This is a genomic window from Betaproteobacteria bacterium (assembly GCA_016720925.1).
Taxonomy (GTDB): domain Bacteria; phylum Pseudomonadota; class Gammaproteobacteria; order Burkholderiales; family Usitatibacteraceae; genus UKL13-2.
Genome location: JADKJR010000004.1, coordinates 395,256 through 413,377, shown reverse-complemented (window position 1 = coordinate 413,377; position 18,122 = coordinate 395,256). Strand labels below are relative to the sequence as shown.

At 59.0% G+C, this 18,122-nt stretch carries 16 protein-coding genes; 15 read left to right on the top strand and 1 reads right to left on the bottom strand.

Features of this window, described 5'->3' with window-relative positions; genetic code table 11:
- Window positions 1-203 precede the first annotated feature (203 nt).
- The 11 genes from IPP88_08050 to IPP88_08000 all read left to right on the top strand — a co-directional run bounded on the left by IPP88_08050 (window position 204) and on the right by IPP88_08000 (window position 10,497).
- On the top strand, window positions 204-1,370 hold the full coding sequence (locus IPP88_08050) for an isovaleryl-CoA dehydrogenase (protein MBL0122677.1): 1,167 nt from the start codon (window positions 204-206) through the stop codon (window positions 1,368-1,370).
- Window positions 1,371-1,426: 56 nt separating this feature from the next.
- Window positions 1,427-1,756: a type II toxin-antitoxin system CcdA family antitoxin gene (locus tag IPP88_08045; GenBank protein MBL0122676.1), complete on the top strand. Its 330-nt coding sequence runs from the start codon at window positions 1,427-1,429 to the stop codon at window positions 1,754-1,756.
- Window positions 1,757-1,768: 12 nt separating this feature from the next.
- Window positions 1,769-2,083, top strand: coding sequence for a CcdB family protein (locus IPP88_08040; protein MBL0122675.1), 315 nt, complete (start codon window positions 1,769-1,771; stop codon window positions 2,081-2,083).
- Between the two features lie 18 nt (window positions 2,084-2,101).
- On the top strand, window positions 2,102-3,280 hold the full coding sequence (locus IPP88_08035; GenBank protein ID MBL0122674.1) for an acetyl-CoA C-acyltransferase: 1,179 nt from the start codon (window positions 2,102-2,104) through the stop codon (window positions 3,278-3,280).
- A gap of 249 nt (window positions 3,281-3,529) precedes the next feature.
- Entirely contained in the window at window positions 3,530-4,204 is a 675-nt protein-coding gene (locus IPP88_08030; protein ID MBL0122673.1) for an SDR family oxidoreductase, read from the top strand.
- Complete coding sequence (locus tag IPP88_08025; protein MBL0122672.1) at window positions 4,198-4,455, top strand: hypothetical protein; 258 nt, start codon at window positions 4,198-4,200, stop codon at window positions 4,453-4,455. The genes IPP88_08030 and IPP88_08025 overlap by 7 nt, the downstream gene beginning before the upstream one ends.
- A gap of 29 nt (window positions 4,456-4,484) precedes the next feature.
- Window positions 4,485-5,633 (top strand): acyl-CoA dehydrogenase family protein, encoded by a 1,149-nt coding sequence (locus IPP88_08020; GenBank protein MBL0122671.1) that lies wholly within the window; start codon window positions 4,485-4,487, stop codon window positions 5,631-5,633.
- A gap of 32 nt (window positions 5,634-5,665) precedes the next feature.
- Window positions 5,666-7,282, top strand: a complete 1,617-nt coding sequence (locus IPP88_08015) for a methylcrotonoyl-CoA carboxylase (protein MBL0122670.1) — start codon at window positions 5,666-5,668, stop codon at window positions 7,280-7,282.
- Between the two features lie 2 nt (window positions 7,283-7,284).
- Window positions 7,285-8,073, top strand: a complete 789-nt coding sequence (locus IPP88_08010) for an enoyl-CoA hydratase/isomerase family protein (protein ID MBL0122669.1) — start codon at window positions 7,285-7,287, stop codon at window positions 8,071-8,073.
- A gap of 3 nt (window positions 8,074-8,076) precedes the next feature.
- Window positions 8,077-8,502: an MAPEG family protein gene (locus tag IPP88_08005; GenBank protein MBL0122668.1), complete on the top strand. Its 426-nt coding sequence runs from the start codon at window positions 8,077-8,079 to the stop codon at window positions 8,500-8,502.
- 9 nt (window positions 8,503-8,511) lie between these two features.
- On the top strand, window positions 8,512-10,497 hold the full coding sequence (locus IPP88_08000; protein MBL0122667.1) for an acetyl/propionyl/methylcrotonyl-CoA carboxylase subunit alpha: 1,986 nt from the start codon (window positions 8,512-8,514) through the stop codon (window positions 10,495-10,497).
- 127 nt (window positions 10,498-10,624) lie between these two features.
- Here IPP88_08000 and IPP88_07995 read toward each other — a convergent pair whose 3' ends face one another.
- Window positions 10,625-11,272: a glycine zipper 2TM domain-containing protein gene (locus tag IPP88_07995; GenBank protein ID MBL0122666.1), complete on the bottom strand. Its 648-nt coding sequence runs from the start codon at window positions 11,270-11,272 to the stop codon at window positions 10,625-10,627.
- A 419-nt stretch (window positions 11,273-11,691) separates the two neighbouring features.
- On the opposite strand from IPP88_07995, the gene IPP88_07990 reads away from it, so the two are divergent.
- The 4 genes from IPP88_07990 (at window position 11,692) to mmsB (ending at window position 18,098) form a co-directional block, all read left to right on the top strand.
- Entirely contained in the window at window positions 11,692-14,961 is a 3,270-nt protein-coding gene (locus IPP88_07990) for a cobalamin-dependent protein (GenBank protein ID MBL0122665.1), read from the top strand.
- Between the two features lie 202 nt (window positions 14,962-15,163).
- Window positions 15,164-16,687 carry a CoA-acylating methylmalonate-semialdehyde dehydrogenase gene (locus IPP88_07985; GenBank protein MBL0122664.1) on the top strand — a complete coding sequence of 508 codons (1,524 nt, stop codon included), beginning with the start codon at window positions 15,164-15,166 and terminating at the stop codon, window positions 16,685-16,687.
- Between the two features lie 7 nt (window positions 16,688-16,694).
- Window positions 16,695-17,111 carry a hypothetical protein gene (locus IPP88_07980; protein MBL0122663.1) on the top strand — a complete coding sequence of 139 codons (417 nt, stop codon included), beginning with the start codon at window positions 16,695-16,697 and terminating at the stop codon, window positions 17,109-17,111.
- Between the two features lie 96 nt (window positions 17,112-17,207).
- Entirely contained in the window at window positions 17,208-18,098 is an 891-nt protein-coding gene (gene mmsB, locus IPP88_07975) for a 3-hydroxyisobutyrate dehydrogenase (GenBank protein ID MBL0122662.1), read from the top strand.
- Window positions 18,099-18,122 lie beyond the last annotated feature (24 nt).

The window sequence follows — 18,122 nt, the reverse complement described above, 5'->3', positions numbered from 1 at the left end:
TTACCCGCCCGTCACCTTCCTCCAAAGCGGCCGTTGATTCGGTAGTCACTTACGAATAACGCGAAGTTGCCGTCTCCTCCTGTGTTGGAATCCCGAGCAATCACGCTTCTTCCCGGTCGCCTCTTTCGCGCGATAATGTCGCATTCCCGCAGCCCCATCGGTAACCAGAGCTGCCCTCGCCGCAACAGGCAATCGGAGAAGACATGAGTTTTGATACCCACATCAATGACGACATCGACGCCTTGCGCCATTCGGTCAAGCGCCTGTGCGACGCTGAACTGGCGCCGCGCGCCGAGGCGATCGACCGGGACAACGCATTCCCGATGGATATGTGGAAGAAGCTGGGCGAGCATGGCTTGCTGGGTGTCTCGGTTCCCGAGGAATACGGCGGCACCGGCCTCGGCTATCTTGCGCATACAGTCGCGATGGAAGAAGTCTCGCGCGCCTCCGCCTCGGTCGGGCTCGCCTACGGGGCGCACTCAAACCTGTGCGTGAACAATCTCTACCTCAACGGCAGCGAAGCCCAGCGCAACAAGTACCTGCCCAAGCTTTGCTCGGGAGAATTCGTTGGCGCGCTGGCGATGTCCGAGCCGGGTGCCGGCTCCGATGTGGTTGGCTCGATGGCCTGCCGTGCGGAAAAAAAGGGCGATCGCTATATCGCCAATGGCAACAAGATGTGGATCACCAATGGCCCGCATGCCGATGTGCTCATCGTCTACATGCGCACCGCGCCGAAAGACCAGGGCTCGCGGGCGATGACGGCGTTCCTTGTCGAAAAAGGATTCAAGGGATTCAGCACCGCGCAGAAACTCGACAAGCTCGGCATGCGCGGCTCGGATACCTGCGAACTGGTGTTTGAGGACTGCGAGATTCCGGAAGAAAACGTACTGGGCCAGTTCAACGCCGGCTCGCGCGTGCTGATGCGCGGCCTTGATACCGAACGCACGGTACTTTCCGGCGGGCCGATCGGCATCATGCAGGCGGCGATGGATCTGGTGCTGCCTTATGTACATGAACGCAAGCAGTTCGGCCAGCCCATCGGCACCTTCGGCCTGATGCAGGGCAAGGTGGCCGACATGTATGTTGCGTTGCAGTCATCGCGCGCCTACAGCTATCGCGTGGCGACCATGCTCGACCACGGGCGCGGCCGCGCCGCGCGGAAAGATGCGGCGGCCTGCATTCTGTACGCCTCCGAGGCGGCCGTCAGGGTGGCGCTGGAAGCGATCCAGACACTCGGTGGCAATGGGTACATTAACCAATATCCCGCCGGCCGCCTGCTGCGCGATGCCAAGCTCTACGACATCGGCGCGGGCACCAATGAAATCCGCCGCATGCTGATCGGCCGCGAGCTGTTTGGTGAAAGCGCCTGATTGACGCGCATGGGCAATGCGCATAGACTGTGTGCATGACTGATAAGGGGAGCGCCATGGCCAAATCCGCCCGAATCTCTGCAACCACTCCCGCCAACCTGCCAATTGCCGCGCAAAGTAACTCGCATGTTGCCAGGCAAACGCAGGCCGCATATGACGTTTCCGCGCCGAAGCGCGCCACCAACGTTTCGATCAACATTGACCTGCTCGCTCAGGCGCGTGATCTCGGCGTAAATTTGTCGCAAACTCTTGAAGAAGGCCTGAAAGCGCGCCTCGCCGAAGAACGGCGCAAGCGTTGGCTGGAAGAAAACAAAGCGGCTTTCGCGGCATGCAACGACCATTTTGAAAAACACGGGCTTTGGAGCGACGGCATCAGGATGTTTTAGCCAGGATTAGATATGGCCCAATTTGACGTTTATCGAAACCCCAATCCCAATGGCCGAACGGTCGCGCCCTACGTGGTGGCGTTGCAGAGCGATTTGCTCGATCAGCTTCCTTCGCGATGGGTGGCGCCGCTTAAAATATCAAAGTCAATTGCGCAGCGCGTCGATGGCCTGATGCCCGAAGTGCAAGTAGAAGGAAAAACATTCACAGTCTTCATGTACGAAAGCGGCGCTGTTCCAAACCAGGCGTTGGGCGCTCGAATCACCTCACTGGAAAGCCACCGCTTTGCACTCATCCGTGCCATTGATATTCTCGTCAGTGGCGTTTAATTCATCAAGGAGAACACCATGTCTGATTCTGTTGTTATTGTCGCCGCAAAACGCACTCCCATCGGTAGCATGAACGGGCAATTGTTGCCCCTCACCTCGCCACAACTGGCGTCGGTCGCCATCAAAGCCGCCTTCGCGCAATCTGGACTGAAGCTCGAAGACATCAACGAAGCGATCATCGGCTGCGTATTGCCCGCGGCCCTCGGCCAGGCGCCGGCCCGCCAGGCTGTGCTGGGCGCGGACCTGCTTAAAACGACCGCCTGCTCGACGGTCAACAAAGTTTGCGGCTCCGGCATGAAGACCGTGATGATGGCCTCCGATGCGATCATCGCCGGAACGGCGAATGTCATCGTTGCCGGCGGCATGGAGAGCATGTCCAACGCGCCGCACATGCTACCGAAAGCGCGCCAGGGATATCGCTACGGACATTTCAAGGCGCTCGATCACATGGCCTTTGATGGCCTCGAAAACGCTTACGACGGCAAGTCGATGGGCATCTTCGCCGACGCCACCGCCGCCAAGTACGGCTTCACCCGTGCCGACCAGGATGCGTTCGCGACCGAGAGTGTGAAACGCGCACAGGCGGCAGTCGCCAGCGGTGCGTTCAAAGCCGAGATCGCAGGCGTCACCGTCAAAGGCAAAGCGGGCGATGTCGTGCTCGATACCGATGAGCCGCCGGGACAATGCCGCCCGGACAAGATCCCCTCATTGAAGCCCGCTTTCAACAAGGACGGCACCGTCACGGCCGCCAGCTCGTCGTCCATTTCGGACGGCGCCGCGATCCTGATCCTGATGAAAGAGTCTGATGCCAAAGCCAAGGGCATCAAGCCGCTCGCGCGAATCATGGGCCACGCATCGAACGCGCATGAGCCCGAGTGGTTCACCACCGCACCGGTCGGCGCCATCGACAAGCTGCACAAGAAACTCGGCTGGGGCCCGGATAACGTCGATCTTTACGAGATCAACGAAGCCTTTGCCGTGGTCACGATGGCGGCGATGAAAGACCTGAATTTGCCGCACGCCAAGGTGAATGTGAACGGCGGCGCCTGTGCGCTCGGGCACCCGATCGGCGCGTCCGGCGCACGGCTCATCGTCACCCTTCTGCACGCTCTGAAAGCGCGCGGGGGCAAGCGTGGCATTGCGTCGTTGTGTATTGGTGGCGGTGAAGCAACCGCATTGGCAGTGGAGTTAATGTAGAAGCACAACCCTAGCACTGGCGCGCTTCTTCAGGCATTTATGCCTTGTAGGCCGCGCCAATGCTGGAGTTTTATCGGACGTCACTTTAGAAATTTGATTTCCGTTCGCCCTGAGGTATCGAAGGGCTGTGTGGAATCAGCGCGAACGGAAGTTTCAGGGCATTCCCATTGCGCCCGTCGAGTTGTTCCCACCGAATAGGCAACACCGCGCATGTCCTTCACGATCTCCAACATAAACTCCCACGACTGAATGAAAACCATCCTGATCATCGGCGCCTCGCGCGGCCTCGGCCTTGAATTTGTCCGCCAATACCGCGCCGACGGCTGGTTGACCCTCGGCACCTGCCGCTCGCCCGAACAGGACGCGTTGCTCGCGAGCGTCGGTGCGACCGCTTTGCGCGTGGATGTGAATGATGAAAACAGCTTCGGCAATCTGGCAAAAGCGTTGAACGGTGCCAGCATCGACGTTTGCATCTACAACGCCGGTGTGCTTGGACCGAGGAATACCGGCGCCGTCCCCTGCCCCGAAGCCGAGTTCGACGCGGTATTCCACACCAACGTGCTCGGCGCCTTGCGCGCGATTCCCCTGGTGGCGCCGCGTTTGGCCAAGGCAAAAGGTACGTTCGCATTTATCTCGAGCCAAATGGGTTCGATCGGATTGCAGACCAGCGCGGCCCGCGTGACCTACCGCGCGAGCAAGGCAGCCCTCAACGTGGTGGTAAAAACTGCTTCGCTCGAATGGGGGCCACAGGGTGTAAATTGCGTCAGCCTGCACCCCGGCTGGGTCAAGACCGACATGGGCGGAAGCGATGCGGATATTGAACCCGCGGTCAGCATCGCGGGAATGCGCAAAGTCATCGCCGGCGTCAATGGCGAGGCAAACGGCAAATTCTTCGATTACACCGGAAAGGAACTGGCATGGTAGCGATGCGAATTCTGGCGGTACTGATCCTCGCGATGACGTTTGCAGCCTGCGGCAAGAAAATCGAAGCGCCGGCCAAGACCACCGAACAAACGCAAGCGGAAAAAGACGCCGCCACCAAGGCCGTGCGCGACAATCCGGTTTACGGCGATCAATTCAAGGCGCTGGACAAGGCAAAAGCCACAGCAGCGGCCAGCGACGAGGCCGCGAAGAAAACCGAGGATGCGCTAAAGCAAATGGACAATCCCAAGTAGGGAAAATCCCAACCGCGATAAATATGCTCATGAAAGCGCCCAGCGATTTCCTCACCGACGAACAACGCATGATCCGCGATATGGCGCGCGAATTCGCGCAGAACGAGCTCGCGCCCAACGCCGCTCAATGGGAAAAAGACAAGTGGATTCCCGACAGCGTTGTTGCGCATTTGGGCGAACTGGGGTTGCTGGGCATGGCCGTGCCCGAAAAATGGGGCGGCACGTTTACCGATTACACCGCGATTGCCCTGGCGATCGAGGAAATTGCCGCAGGCGACGCGTCCACTGCGACCATGATGAGCGTGCACAATTCGGTGGGCTGCGGTCCCATCCTCGCCTGGGGAAGCGATGCGCAAAAGGAAATGTACCTGCGCGACCTTGCTACCGGCAAAAAGATTTCCTGCTTTTGTCTGACCGAACCACAAGCAGGCTCGGAAGCCAACAATCTGAAAACCACCGCCAAACTAATTGATGGCAAGTGGGTACTGAATGGTACCAAGCAATTCATTACCAGCGCCAAACGCGCGCACGTCGCCATCGTTTTTGCGGTGACCGATCCGGAACTGGACAAGAAAGGACTCTCCGCCTTCATCGTCCCCACTAACACGCCGGGCTTCAACGTCCAGCGCCCGGAAAACAAACTCGGCATCCGCGCGGTCGACACCTGCGCGATTCAATTCGACAATTGCACCATTCCCGAAGATCACCTGCTCGGACCGCGCGGCAAGGGCTTGGCCATTGCCCTGTCGAACCTGGAAGCCGGCCGCATCGGTATTGCCGCGCAATCCGTGGGCATAGCGCGCGCTGCACTGGAGGCGGCCGTGGCCTACGCCCACGACCGCATTCAATTCGGCAAGAAGATCGCCGAGCATCAGTCGATCGCGAACATGTTGGCCGACATGCATACCCGCATCAACGCCGCGAGGCTGCTTATCCACCACGCCGCGCGCATGCGATCGGCCGGCTTGCCCTGTTTGAGTGAGGCGTCGCAGGCAAAACTCTACGCCTCGGAACTCGCGGAATGGGTGTGCTCGAAAGCCATCCAGATTCACGGCGGGTACGGGTACCTTGAGGATTATCCGGTCGAGCGCTATTACCGCGACGCGCGCGTCACCCAAATTTACGAAGGCACCAGCGAGATCCAGCGGATGCTGATTGCGCGGAATCTTGCTGGCTGAGCCGATAACCCTCTGTAGACAAAAAACTCTTCATGCCGACAATAAAATCCCGACTCGATACGTCCTCACCGAGTTTCGCGGCGAATGCCGAGCAAATGCGCGCGGTCGTCGCGGAGCTGCACGCCCACACGGCGAAGGTGGCCGAAGGCGGCGGCAAGGATGCCAATGCCAAACACGCCGCGCGTGGCAAGCTGCTGCCGCGCGACCGTGTGAAAGCGCTGCTCGATTCCGGCTCACCATTCCTGGAGTTCTCTCCACTCGCCGCATGGGGCATGTACGGCAAGGACGGCCACGACGCCCCGGCTGCCGGCGTGATTACCGGCATCGGCCGCATCGAAGGCACCGAATGCGTGATCGTCGCCAACGACGCCACCGTCAAGGGCGGCACGTACTATCCGGTCACGGTAAAGAAACATTTGCGTGCGCAGGAAATTGCGTTGCAGAACAACCTCCCCTGCGTTTATCTGGTGGATTCGGGTGGCGCGTTCCTTCCGCTGCAGGATGAAGTCTTTCCGGACAAGGAACACTTCGGTCGAATCTTCTACAACCAGGCCAACCTCTCTGCGAAGGGCATTCCACAAGTCGCATGCGTGATGGGATCGTGCACGGCGGGTGGCGCGTATGTGCCGGCCATGTGCGATGAGTCCATCATCGTCAAGAACCAGGGCACAATTTTCCTCGGCGGCCCGCCGCTGGTCAAAGCCGCGACAGGTGAAGTCGTCACGGCGGAAGAACTGGGCGGCGGCGACGTGCATTCACGCACCTCGGGCGTCACCGATCACCTCGCCGAGAACGACAAGCACGCGCTGGGTATCGCCCGCGAAATCGTGCGCCACATGAATCGCAAGAAGCAGTTGCCGGTGGTCACCCAGCCTGTTGTCGAACCACGTTACGCCGCGGACGAACTCTATGGCGTGATTCCCAAGGACACCCGCCACCCTTTCGACATTCGCGAAGTCATCGCGCGCATCGTCGATGATTCCGATTTCCACGAGTTCAAGGCACTGTACGGCACGACGCTGGTTACCGGCTTCGCACACATCTGCGGATTCCCGGTCGGCATCATCGCCAACAACGGCATTCTGTTTTCGGAGTCGGCATTGAAAGGCGCGCATTTCATCGAACTCTGCAACCAGCGCGGCATTCCGCTGATTTTCCTGCAAAACATCACCGGCTTCATGGTCGGAAAAAAGTATGAAACCGGCGGCATCGCCAAGGATGGCGCGAAGATGGTGACCGCCGTGTCCTGCGCCAAAGTACCCAAATTCACGGTCGTGATCGGCGGCAGCTTCGGCGCCGGCAACTACGGCATGTGCGGCCGCGCCTTCAACCCGCGCTTCCTGTGGATGTGGCCGAACGCGCGCATCTCGGTGATGGGTGGGGAGCAGGCGGCATCGGTGCTGGCGACGGTCAAGCGCGACGGCATTGAATTGAAGGGCGGCAAGTGGAGCGCCGAGGAGGAAGAAACATTCAAGGCGCCGATCCGCAAGCAGTACGAGGACCAGGGCAATCCGTATTACGCCACCGCGCGCCTTTGGGACGATGGCGTGATCGACCCGAAAGATACACGCATGGTGCTGGGACTCGCCTTGTCTGCGGCGATGAACGCACCGATCGAGAAGACCGACTACGGCATATTCAGGATGTGATCATGAGTAATTTCCTTCTCGAAACCGATGGCCCGCTGGGTATTGTTACGCTGAACAATCCTGAAAAGCACAACGCGTTCGACGACGTGCTGATCAAGGAATTGACAGAGGCGTTCCACGCTCTCGATGCGAACGCCAATGTGCGCGTGGTCATCCTCTCAGCTGTCGGTCGCTCATTTTCCGCCGGCGGCGATCTCGGCTGGATGAAACGTGTTGCGGGCTATTCCGATGAAGAAAACCTTCGCGATGCGGAAGCGCTGGGCGCATTGATGTCCACGCTGCATGGACTTTCCAAACCGACGATTGCCCGCGTGCAAGGTGCTGCGTATGGTGGCGGCGTGGGATTGGTGGCCTGCTGCGATATGGCGGTCGGCACGCAGAACGCCGTGTTTTCCCTCTCGGAAGTGAAACTCGGCTTGATCCCCGCGGTAATTTCGCCTTACGTTATCGCCGCCATCGGCGAACGCGCCGCCCACCGCTATTTCCTCACGGCGGAACGATTCGATGCCGCCGAGGCCTTCCGGTTGGGGCTGCTGCACGAACTGGCGCTCGACGATGACGCCATGGATGAGAAGATCAACGATCTCGTTATTGCGCTGCTGGGCTGCGGCCCCGGCGCCATTGACGAAGGCAAGCAACTCATTGCGGCCGTCGCCCACCGTCCGATTGACGGCGAGGTCGTCGCGGACACTGCGCAGCGCATCGCACGCGTGCGCGCGAGCGACGAAGGCCGGGAAGGTGTCGGCGCATTTCTTGAAAAACGCAAGGCCCGCTGGGTTGTGGAGAGCTGAACCATGCAGGCAAAACTCATTTTGTACCCCCTGCTAGCCATGTTTTTGCTGGGCTGCCTGGTTGCTGTCACGATGCTTCGTCGTCGTATCGCCTTTTACAAAGCCAATCGGATTCACCCGCAGAAGACCGCCACGTCGGCGCAGATGACGGCGACAATCACCGATTCGCGCGCTGCCGACAATTTTCGAAACCTGTTCGAAACGCCGGTGATGTTTTACGTGGCCATGCTTACGATCCATGCGACGGGACTCATCTGTATGCCGCACCTGATATTGGCGTGGGGTTATGTCGCGGCGCGTTTTGTTCACAGCTATATCCACTGCACCAGCAACGTGGTCATGCATCGTTTCTATGCGTTCCTGACGAGTATCACTTTCCTGACATGCACGTGGCTGTTGCTGGCTTACCAGTTGCTCTTCACGGCCTGAGTCCAATTCATGTTCACGAAAATCCTCATCGCCAATCGTGGCGAAATCGCCTGCCGCATCATCCGCACGTGCAAACGAATGGGCATTTGCACGGTTGCGGTTTATTCCGAAGCCGACCAGTTTTCGCAACATGTGATTCAGGCCGATGAGGCATACATGATCGGCGGTCCGCGCCCGGTCGATTCCTACCTGAAGGGCGATGTCATTATTGAAATGGCCCGGAAATCGGGCGCGCAAGCGATTCATCCCGGATACGGCTTTCTGTCGGAGAACGAGCAATTCGCAGCTAACTGCGAAAAGGCAGGCCTTGCGTTCATCGGCCCGACGCCGCAAGCCATCGAAAAGATGGGCTCCAAGAGTGCCGCCAAGGCGCTGATGGAGGCGGCGGGCGTGCCAGTGGTGCCCGGCTATCACGGCGACAACCAGGACGCGGCGTTTCTCGCGGCGCAGTCGCAGATAGTTGGCTATCCACAGTTGATCAAGGCGGTTGCGGGCGGCGGTGGCAAAGGCATGCGGCTGGTCGAAAAGTTTGAGGACTTTTCCGCGCAGCTTGCCGCTGCCATGCGCGAATCGAAGAACGCTTTCGGAGACGATGCCGTGCTGATTGAGCGCTATGTGCAAAGTCCGCATCACATTGAATTCCAGGTGTTCGGCGATACCCACGGCAACTACGTGCACCTGTTTGAGCGCGAATGTTCCATCCAGCGGCGGCATCAGAAAGTGCTGGAAGAAACGCCCTCGCCTTTCATCGAATCCGCCGACGACGATATGCGCGACCGGATGGGTGCGGCGGCGGTGGCGGCGGCGCGAGCGATTGCCTATCGCGGCGCGGGGACCATCGAATTCATCGTCGGCGGTGATCGCCAGTTTTTTTTCATGGAGATGAACACGCGCTTGCAGGTGGAGCACCCGATCACGGAGATGATCACGGGCGAAGACCTGGTGGAATGGCAATTGCGCGTCGCGGCGGGCGAGCCACTGCCGTTGACGCAGAACGAGATTCTCTCTGGCGGGCATGCCATCGAGGTGCGCATTTGCGCGGAAGATCCGGCCAATGATTTCCTGCCCGAGACCGGCAGGATGCATCTTTTCGCGATTCCACAGGACGACGAAGACGGTGACGTCCGTCTCGATACTGGCGTGGTCACCGGCGACACAATCAGCGTCTACTACGACCCGATGATCGCCAAACTCATCACCTGGGGTGCCGATCGCGCCGAGGCGATTCGGCGCATGCAGGCCGCGCTCGGTGAGACTGACGTGCTGGGCGTGAAGACCAATCTCGAATTCCTCGAACAGCTGGTACAACATCCGGCGTTTATTGATGGCGATACCGACACGGGTTTTATCCCTCGCCATCGTGAAGCCCTGATGGCGAAGCCAGCACTGGACGACCTGACATTGGCCGCCGCCTGCGCACGGGTAATGGAAGACGAAGCGCCGCTCGTCGGCAGTGACCCGTGGTCGCAAAACAGCGGCTGGCGCATGAATGGCTTCGCCAGCCGGCTGATGGAATTCAAGGTTGAAGGGCTGGATGAACCGGTCGAGTGTCATGTCGATGTCGATATCGGCGTGCGCTATTTTCGGCATGGCGAAACGCGGCTCGCCTTTTCGTGGCTGCAACGCGACGATGGCACACTGAAAGTGAAACTCGGTGAATCCAAGAATGCGACGCGGGTTTTGCGCGCCGGCGATCAGCTCACCGTCATCACGCCGCGCGGCCGCACGTCGCTCACGCTATTCGATCCCTTCTACTTTGAGCAGGAGGATACCGGCGCCGCCGGCCGCCTGACCGCCATGATGCCGGGACGGGTGGTGAAAGTAATGGCAAACGCTGGCGACCACGTGAAGAAAGGTCAACCGCTGATCATCCTGGAAGCGATGAAAATGGAGCACACCATCGTCAGCCCCAAGGACGGGGTAGTGGACCGGGTGGCGTTCAAGGAGAACGATCTGGTACCGGCGGATGCGGTGCTTTTTGCCTTCATCGAATAGCGATAGCGGCGATTGGGCAATTGAAGGTCCGCGGGCCGCAGTCTGCACGGCCAGAGCCTCTCACTGCGCAACAAAAAACAACGCCGCTCTCTAAAGCGGCGTTGTTCATTGCTGCGGTTGAATCCGATCAATACCGGTTCGAATACGAAGGCACCGGCGCCCGATAGCTGGGTCGCACGTCAACGTTAATGGGCAGAGTCGGGCCCGGATCGTAAGCGAGGCGTGTCATGTATTCGCGGCCATTGAAGCTGTAACGCACGTCGTAACCACGCACTTCTTCACGATAGTCCGACACCACATTGCAGCGCTGTACATCTCGCGTTACCGGCACGCGTTCGACGTCGTAGGCGGCGCGGCTGTAGCTGCCGTTGCCGCTGTAGCCAGCGTCGTAGCGGTCACCGCCGCTATTCCGCTCCATGCTGTTGCCAATCAGGCCGCCGAGTACCGCACCCGCAGCGGTGCCGTGGTCGCGTCCACCGGTACTATTGCCAAACTGGTGACCGATCACGCCACCAACAATGGCGCCGAGTACAGTACCCGCACCGGAACTGGAGCGCGATTCCGGCACATACTCTTCACGAATCGGACGACGCGAGCGGCGCTCGTCATAGGCAGTGACCTGCTCCGTCACGCACTCGCGCCGAGGCGCGGCCACGCGTTCGTACACAGGCGTTGAGGAAATCACCGTCGCCACATCATTGTGGGGCGCGGCCGATACAACGCCGGCGGACAAACCCAGGGTGGAAAGCACCGCAATTGTCAGTATGGTCTTCATAAAATGGCTCCAGTTATTGTGAGTCGTGTGCGAGTAACGGGGGGCGATTCCGATGGTTGACCCTGATCTGCGACGCAAGTTGCAACAAAATGTGACACAGGTGTCCAAAACGCGGGTTTACATCCCATTGGCAGAAAGCTCACGCAGCCGTAAATGTCGCCCGATTGTCGCTCCCCGGACAACATGGCTACGCGCTTCGGCGTCCAATAGATACTGCATCCAGCAGTACTTCCGCCAGGGAATGGCACTAACCCGAGGCGTGAAACCCCAGCACTGGCGCGGCTTCCAGGGCATATGCCCGGGAGAGGCGCATCCAGGCTGGCCCGCAGGCCGATGCACATTGACATTCGACTTATTTGACGATGCCGAGTGTCTGGGTGATATTGTTCCGTTACACGCGTACTCAATAGACTAATGCCATGACCGATCTCAGCATTACCGCCAAACTGGAGCCCTGCAAACTCCACCACAAAGTTCGTTTCGTTACCGCCGCGTCGCTGTTTGACGGCCATGACGCCTCCATCAATATCATGCGACGCATCCTGCAATCGACGGGCGTCGAAGTGATTCACCTTGGCCATAACCGGTCGGTCGACGAAATCGTCACCGCCGCGCTTCACGAAGATGTGCAGGGCATCGCCATTTCGTCTTACCAGGGCGGCCACGTCGAGTTCTTCAAATACATGATCGACCTGCTGAAGGAACGCGGCGGCGAGAAAATCAAAGTATTCGGCGGCGGTGGCGGCGTGATCGTCCCGGCAGAGATCCAGGAACTGCATGCGTATGGCGTGACGCATATCTATTCGGTGCAGGATGGCCAGGCGATGGGCCTGCAGGGAATGATCAACGACATGGTGTCGCGTTGCGACGTGGACATCAGCGTGGATGCACCGCAAAACCTGGCGGCGCTTGAAAGCGGCGATCGGCGTGCCCTGGCCCAGATCATCACGGCTCTCGAAAACGGCACCTGGCCCGAGGAGGCGAAAAAAGCCTTGTTAGTAAAGGCGAACGCGAAGAAGGCCGTGTCGCCAACGCCGGCGTTGGGCATTACCGGCACGGGCGGCGCCGGCAAGTCTTCGCTGACCGACGAACTGATCCGCCGATTCCGCCTGGACCAGGAAGACAGCCAGAAAATTGCCGTTATTTCCATCGATCCGTCGCGGAAGCGCACCGGCGGCGCGCTGCTGGGCGACCGTATCCGCATGAACGCCATCCAGCATCCGAATATCTACATGCGCTCACTGGCTACACGCGATACTGGTAGCGAGATTTCCAAGGCATTGCCCGATGTACTCGCGGCCTGCAAAGTCGCGGGCTTTGACCTCATCATCGTCGAGACCTCAGGCATCGGACAAGGTAACGCGGCCATCGTGCCATTGGTGGATATGTCGCTTTATGTGATGACGCCGGAATTCGGCGCGGCGTCACAACTTGAAAAGATCGACATGCTCGACTATGCAGACTTTGTGGCCATCAACAAATTTGATCGCAAAGGTGCGGAAGATGCGCTGCGCGATGTGCGCAAGCAGTACCAGCGCAATCGCGAAAAATTTGCCGAGGCCGCCGACAACATGCCGGTATTCGGCACCATGGCAGCGCGCTTCAACGACGATGGCGTAACGGCACTCTATCAGGCGATGTTGCCCGGGCTTGCCAAACTTGGCCTCAAACTGAAAGCGGGAAAGCTTGCACCCGCAACCGTCAAACAATCGTCAGCCGGCCGCGCCATTGTACCGGTCGGTCGCGTGCGTTATCTCGCGGACATCGCCGATGCCGTGCGTGGCTATCACAGGGAGATCGGCGAGCAGGCGCTAATTGCCCGGGAGCGCCAGGCCCTCAGGATGTCGAAGGCCATGTTTGCAGGCTGCGAAAAACCCGTCACGAATTTCGACGAATTGATTGCCTTGAAGGATGGGCAACTCTCGCCGCATGCCAGAAAACTTCTGGCCATGTGGCCCGACATGAAGAAAGCCTACGCCGGTGACGAGTACGTGGTGAAGATCCGTGACAAGGAAATCCGCACCCAGCTGACGCAGGAAACGCTGTCGGGCACCAAGATCCGCAAGGTGGTGCTGCCGCGTTTCGACGATGAGGGCGAACTGCTCAAATTTCTGATGCGCGAGAATGTGCCCGGCTCCTTTCCCTATACGTCCGGCGTGTTCGCTTTCAAGCGCGAGAACGAAGATCCGACCCGCATGTTCGCCGGCGAGGGCGACGCGTTTCGCACCAATCTGCGTTTCCGCAAGGTCTCCGAAGGCTTGCCGGCCAAACGCCTGTCAACCGCGTTTGATTCCGTGACGCTCTACGGCTGCGACCCCGACCTGCGCCCGGATATCTACGGCAAGGTCGGCAATTCCGGGGTATCGATTGCCACACTCGATGACCTCAAGGTGCTCTACTCCGGCTTCAATCTTTGCGATCCGGCCACCTCGGTATCGATGACCATCAACGGTCCCGCGCCGATGATCCTGGCGATGTTCCTCAATGCCGCGATCGATCAGCAGGTGGAAAAGTTCCGCGAGCAAAACGCGCGCGACGCCACGGATGACGAGGTGCAAAAAATTCGCGAGTGGACGCTCTCCTCCGTGCGCGGCACCGTGCAGGCGGATATTCTCAAGGAAGACCAGGGCCAGAACACCTGCATCTTTTCAACCGAGTTCGCGCTGAAGATGATGGGCGACATCGCTGAATATTTCGTCCAAAACAAGATCCGCAATTTCTACTCGGTCTCCATTTCCGGATATCACATCGCCGAGGCGGGCGCCAACCCGATCTCGCAACTGGCGTTCACGCTGTCGAATGGCTTTACCTATGTCGAAGCCTATCTGGCGCGCGGCATGCACATCGACGACTTCGCGCCGAACCTGAGTTTCTTCTTCAGCAATGGCATGGACCCCGAGTATTCGGTGATGGGCCGCGTCGCGCGCCGCATCTGGGCGGTGGCGATGAAGAATCGTTACGGCGCCAGCGAGCGTTCGCAGAAACTCAAATACCACATCCAGACTTCCGGCCGTTCGCTGCATGCGCAGGAAATGGATTTCAACGACATTCGTACCACGCTGCAGGCACTGATTGCCGTTTACGACAATTGCAACTCGCTGCACACCAACGCCTACGACGAAGCGATCACCACGCCGACCGAAGAAAGCGTGCGCCGCGCGATTGCGATCCAGATGATCATCAACCGCGAATGGGGTGTCGCGAAAAACGAAAATCCGAATCAGGGTGCCTTCATCATCGATGAACTCACCGATCTGGTTGAGGAGGCGGTGCTGAAGGAATTCGAGGCCATCGCCTCGCGGGGCGGCGTGCTGGGCGCCATGGAAACCGGCTACCAGCGCGGCAAGATTCAGGAAGAGTCGATGCACTACGAGCACAAGAAGCACGATGGTTCCTATCCCATCATCGGCGTAAATACCTTCCTCAATCCCAAGGGTTCCGGCGTCTCCGGCGAGATTGAACTGGCGCGGTCGAGCGACGAAGAAAAGCAATCGCAGCTCAAACGGCTGGCCGATTTTCAGTCGAGACACGCGGACCAGTCGGCACAGTGGCAGGATCAATTGCGCAAAGCCGTGATCGATCATGAAAATGTGTTTGAGGTCATGATGGGCGCGGTACGGCATTGTTCGCTGGGGCAGATTTCCAGTGCGCTGTACGAGGTTGGCGGGCAATACCGGCGCAATATGTAAATAGACACTGCCCCGCTGGCAGAACCATGGGCTCATGGTGCCTTGCTACCCGGAAGTTTCCGCCATTACCAATTACCACACTCATTTGGGCGGAAACTATTGATTGCGGGTAAGAACATGAGGCGCCGGTCGAACCTATAATGAAGAATGCGACGCGCCGTAAACGCCTTCGGCGCAACCGGATTCAATGAGGAGAATTGCCATGTCTGCCGTACTCAAACCCCAAACCACCCCCGCCACCGTCAAGCTCCTGATCAACGGCAAGTTTGTCGAATCCAAAACCCAGGTCTGGAAAGATGTGATCAACCCCGCCACGCAGGAAGTGCTGGCGCGTGTGCCATTCGCGACCAAGGAAGAACTGGAGGCAGCCATCACCGGCGCGGCTGAGGCATTCAAGAGCTGGAAACACACGCCAATTGGCGCCCGCTCCCGCGTGATGCTGAAGCTGCAGGAACTGATCCGCCGCGACATGAAAAAACTGGCGGCTTGCCTGACCGCCGAACAGGGGAAGACCCTGCCCGATGCGGAAGGCGACGTATTCCGCGGACTGGAAGTCGTCGAGCACGCGTGCTCCATCGGCACGCTCTCGCTTGGCGAAATTGCCGAAAACGTCGCCGGCGGTATCGACACCTATTTCATCCGTCAACCAATCGGCGTTTGCGCGGGAATTACACCTTTCAATTTCCCGGCCATGATTCCGCTTTGGATGTTCCCGATGGCGATTGCCTGCGGCAATACTTTCGTACTGAAACCATCCGAGCAGGATCCGATGACGCCGATGCTGCTGGCCGAACTGGCCATGGAAGCGGGTGTGCCGCCCGGGGTGCTGAATATCGTGCATGGCGGCAAAGAAGCCGTTGATGCGCTCTGCTCGCATCCTGAGGTCAAGGCCGTATCGTTCGTGGGCTCCTGCCATGTCGGCGAGCATGTCTACAAACTCTCGAGCCATCACGGCAAACGCGCGCAGTGCATGATGGGTGCGAAGAATCACGCCATCATCATGCCCGATGCCAACAAGGATCAGGCGCTCAATGCTCTGGTCGGCGCCACCTTCGGTGCGGCCGGGCAGCGCTGCATGGCCACGTCGGTCGCGGTGCTGGTGGGAGACGCCACTAAATGGATTCCGGACATCGTCGCCAAGGCCAAAACGCTCAAGGTCAACGCCGGCAATGAGCCCGGAACTGATTTGGGGCCGGTGATCTCGACTCAGGCCAAACAGCGCATCGAATCGCATATCGCCATGGGCGTGGAAGAAGGTGCAAAACTTGAACTCGACGGGCGCAATCCGTCGGTACCGGGTTACGAAAGCGGCAACTTCATTGCACCAACTATTTTCTCCGGCGTGCAACCGCATCATCACATATACAAAACCGAGATCTTCGGGCCGGTGATGGTGATCGTTGCAGTCGATTCGCTCGATGAAGCCATCGCGCTCACCAACGCGAATCCGTATGGCAATGGCACCGGCATCTTCACCCAGTCCGGCGCGGCGGCGAGAAAATTCCAGAATGAAATCGATGTCGGCCAGGTCGGTATTAACGTGCCCGTTCCCGTTCCTGTGCCCTACTTCAGCTTCACTGGTTCGCGTGGTTCGAAGCTGGGCGATCTGGGTCCATATGGAAAACAGGTGGTGCAGTTCTACACGCAGGTGAAGACGGTGACCGCGCGGTGGTTTGATGATGCGGCGGTGAGTACGGGGGTGAATACGACCATTTCGTTGAAATAAATTCGAAATGGCGAATGATCCAAAATATCCGAGCAATGAATTTTGGGACTTGCTCGGTCCGCTAACAGTAACCGAGCGGGAAGAAATCGAGCAATACATGGCAAGCGGCCGCTACGAGCCAGATATGCGGGTTTGGCACGACACAGAGACAGCCAAACATCTTGCCATCGAAAGCGACCTGATCCAGCGCATTATCACCTCCCATAAGCACTTAGTTGCGGAATTCGAAAGAGACGAATCACGGAGTCTCGACAGTTGCAAGAATGATGAAGAACGCAAGCGGATTCGGAACTCCTATGCAGACTTGCGCGAAAAATCAGAGAAATCCCATCAGAAAAGCCTTGCACGCATGCAAGAATTGACCGTAGCGCGCAAGGTACGGATGACTCGAAGCGGACCACCGGATCAAACACCAGAACATTGATCCCGCCCCGCCCCCGCGCGCGTCCGGATTGCCCCACTCCGCGGCCCAATTCATGCCCCTGGGGCATCCGCGCCCACAGGAATGCGGCACAACAAGATGAAAATCCCGGCTTTATCGGCCTCGGCCGGCCTGGGTAACCCCATGGCACGCAATCTGCTCAAGCACGGACACACGCTCAAAGTCTTCGACGTTATCCCGGAACTCGTCCGAAAACTCACCGAACTGGGTGGCGAAGCCGCTGCATCACCCGCCGCGTGTTCGCAAGGGGTGGAGGTGGTGATCACGATGCTGCCCTCTTCGCCGCATGTGCGCTCGGTCTACACCGGCAAGGACACCGGCATCCTGAGCGGCGTGCCTGCGGGCATCTTGCTCATCGATTCATCGACTATCGATCCGCATACCGCGCGCGACGTCGCGATGGATGCACGCGCGCATGGCAACAACATGGTCGATGCGCCCGTCTCCGGCGGGACTGGCGGCGCGGAAGCCGGCACGCTGACATTCATGGTCGGCGGTGATGCGGCCGATTTCGAGAAGTCCAAACCGATCCTGCAATGCATGGGCAAAAACATCGTCCACTGCGGCGGTGCGGGCAATGGCCAGGTCGCGAAGATCTGCAACAACATGATGCTTGCCATCGAGATGATTGCCACCGCCGAAGGCATGGCGCTGGCAGTCAAACTGGGCATGGACCCGAAAGTGTTTGCCGGCATCGCCAATACCTCCAGCGGCCGCTGCTGGAGCTCGGATACATACAACCCATATCCAGGCGTGCAGGAAAATGTCCCGGCGTCGCGGGGTTACACGGGTGGCTTCGGTTCGGATTTGATGCTGAAAGATTTGACGCTGGTAACCGAAGCAGCAAAGGCCGCCAAGCAACCGGTCAACCTCGGCGCAGCCGCGCAGCAGCTGTATCAAATGCACTCCAGCATGGGCAATGGCGGGCTGGATTTTTCCAGCATCATCAAGTTGTACAAGAAAGACTGACGGAGTATTCCGCCGTCCAGAGAC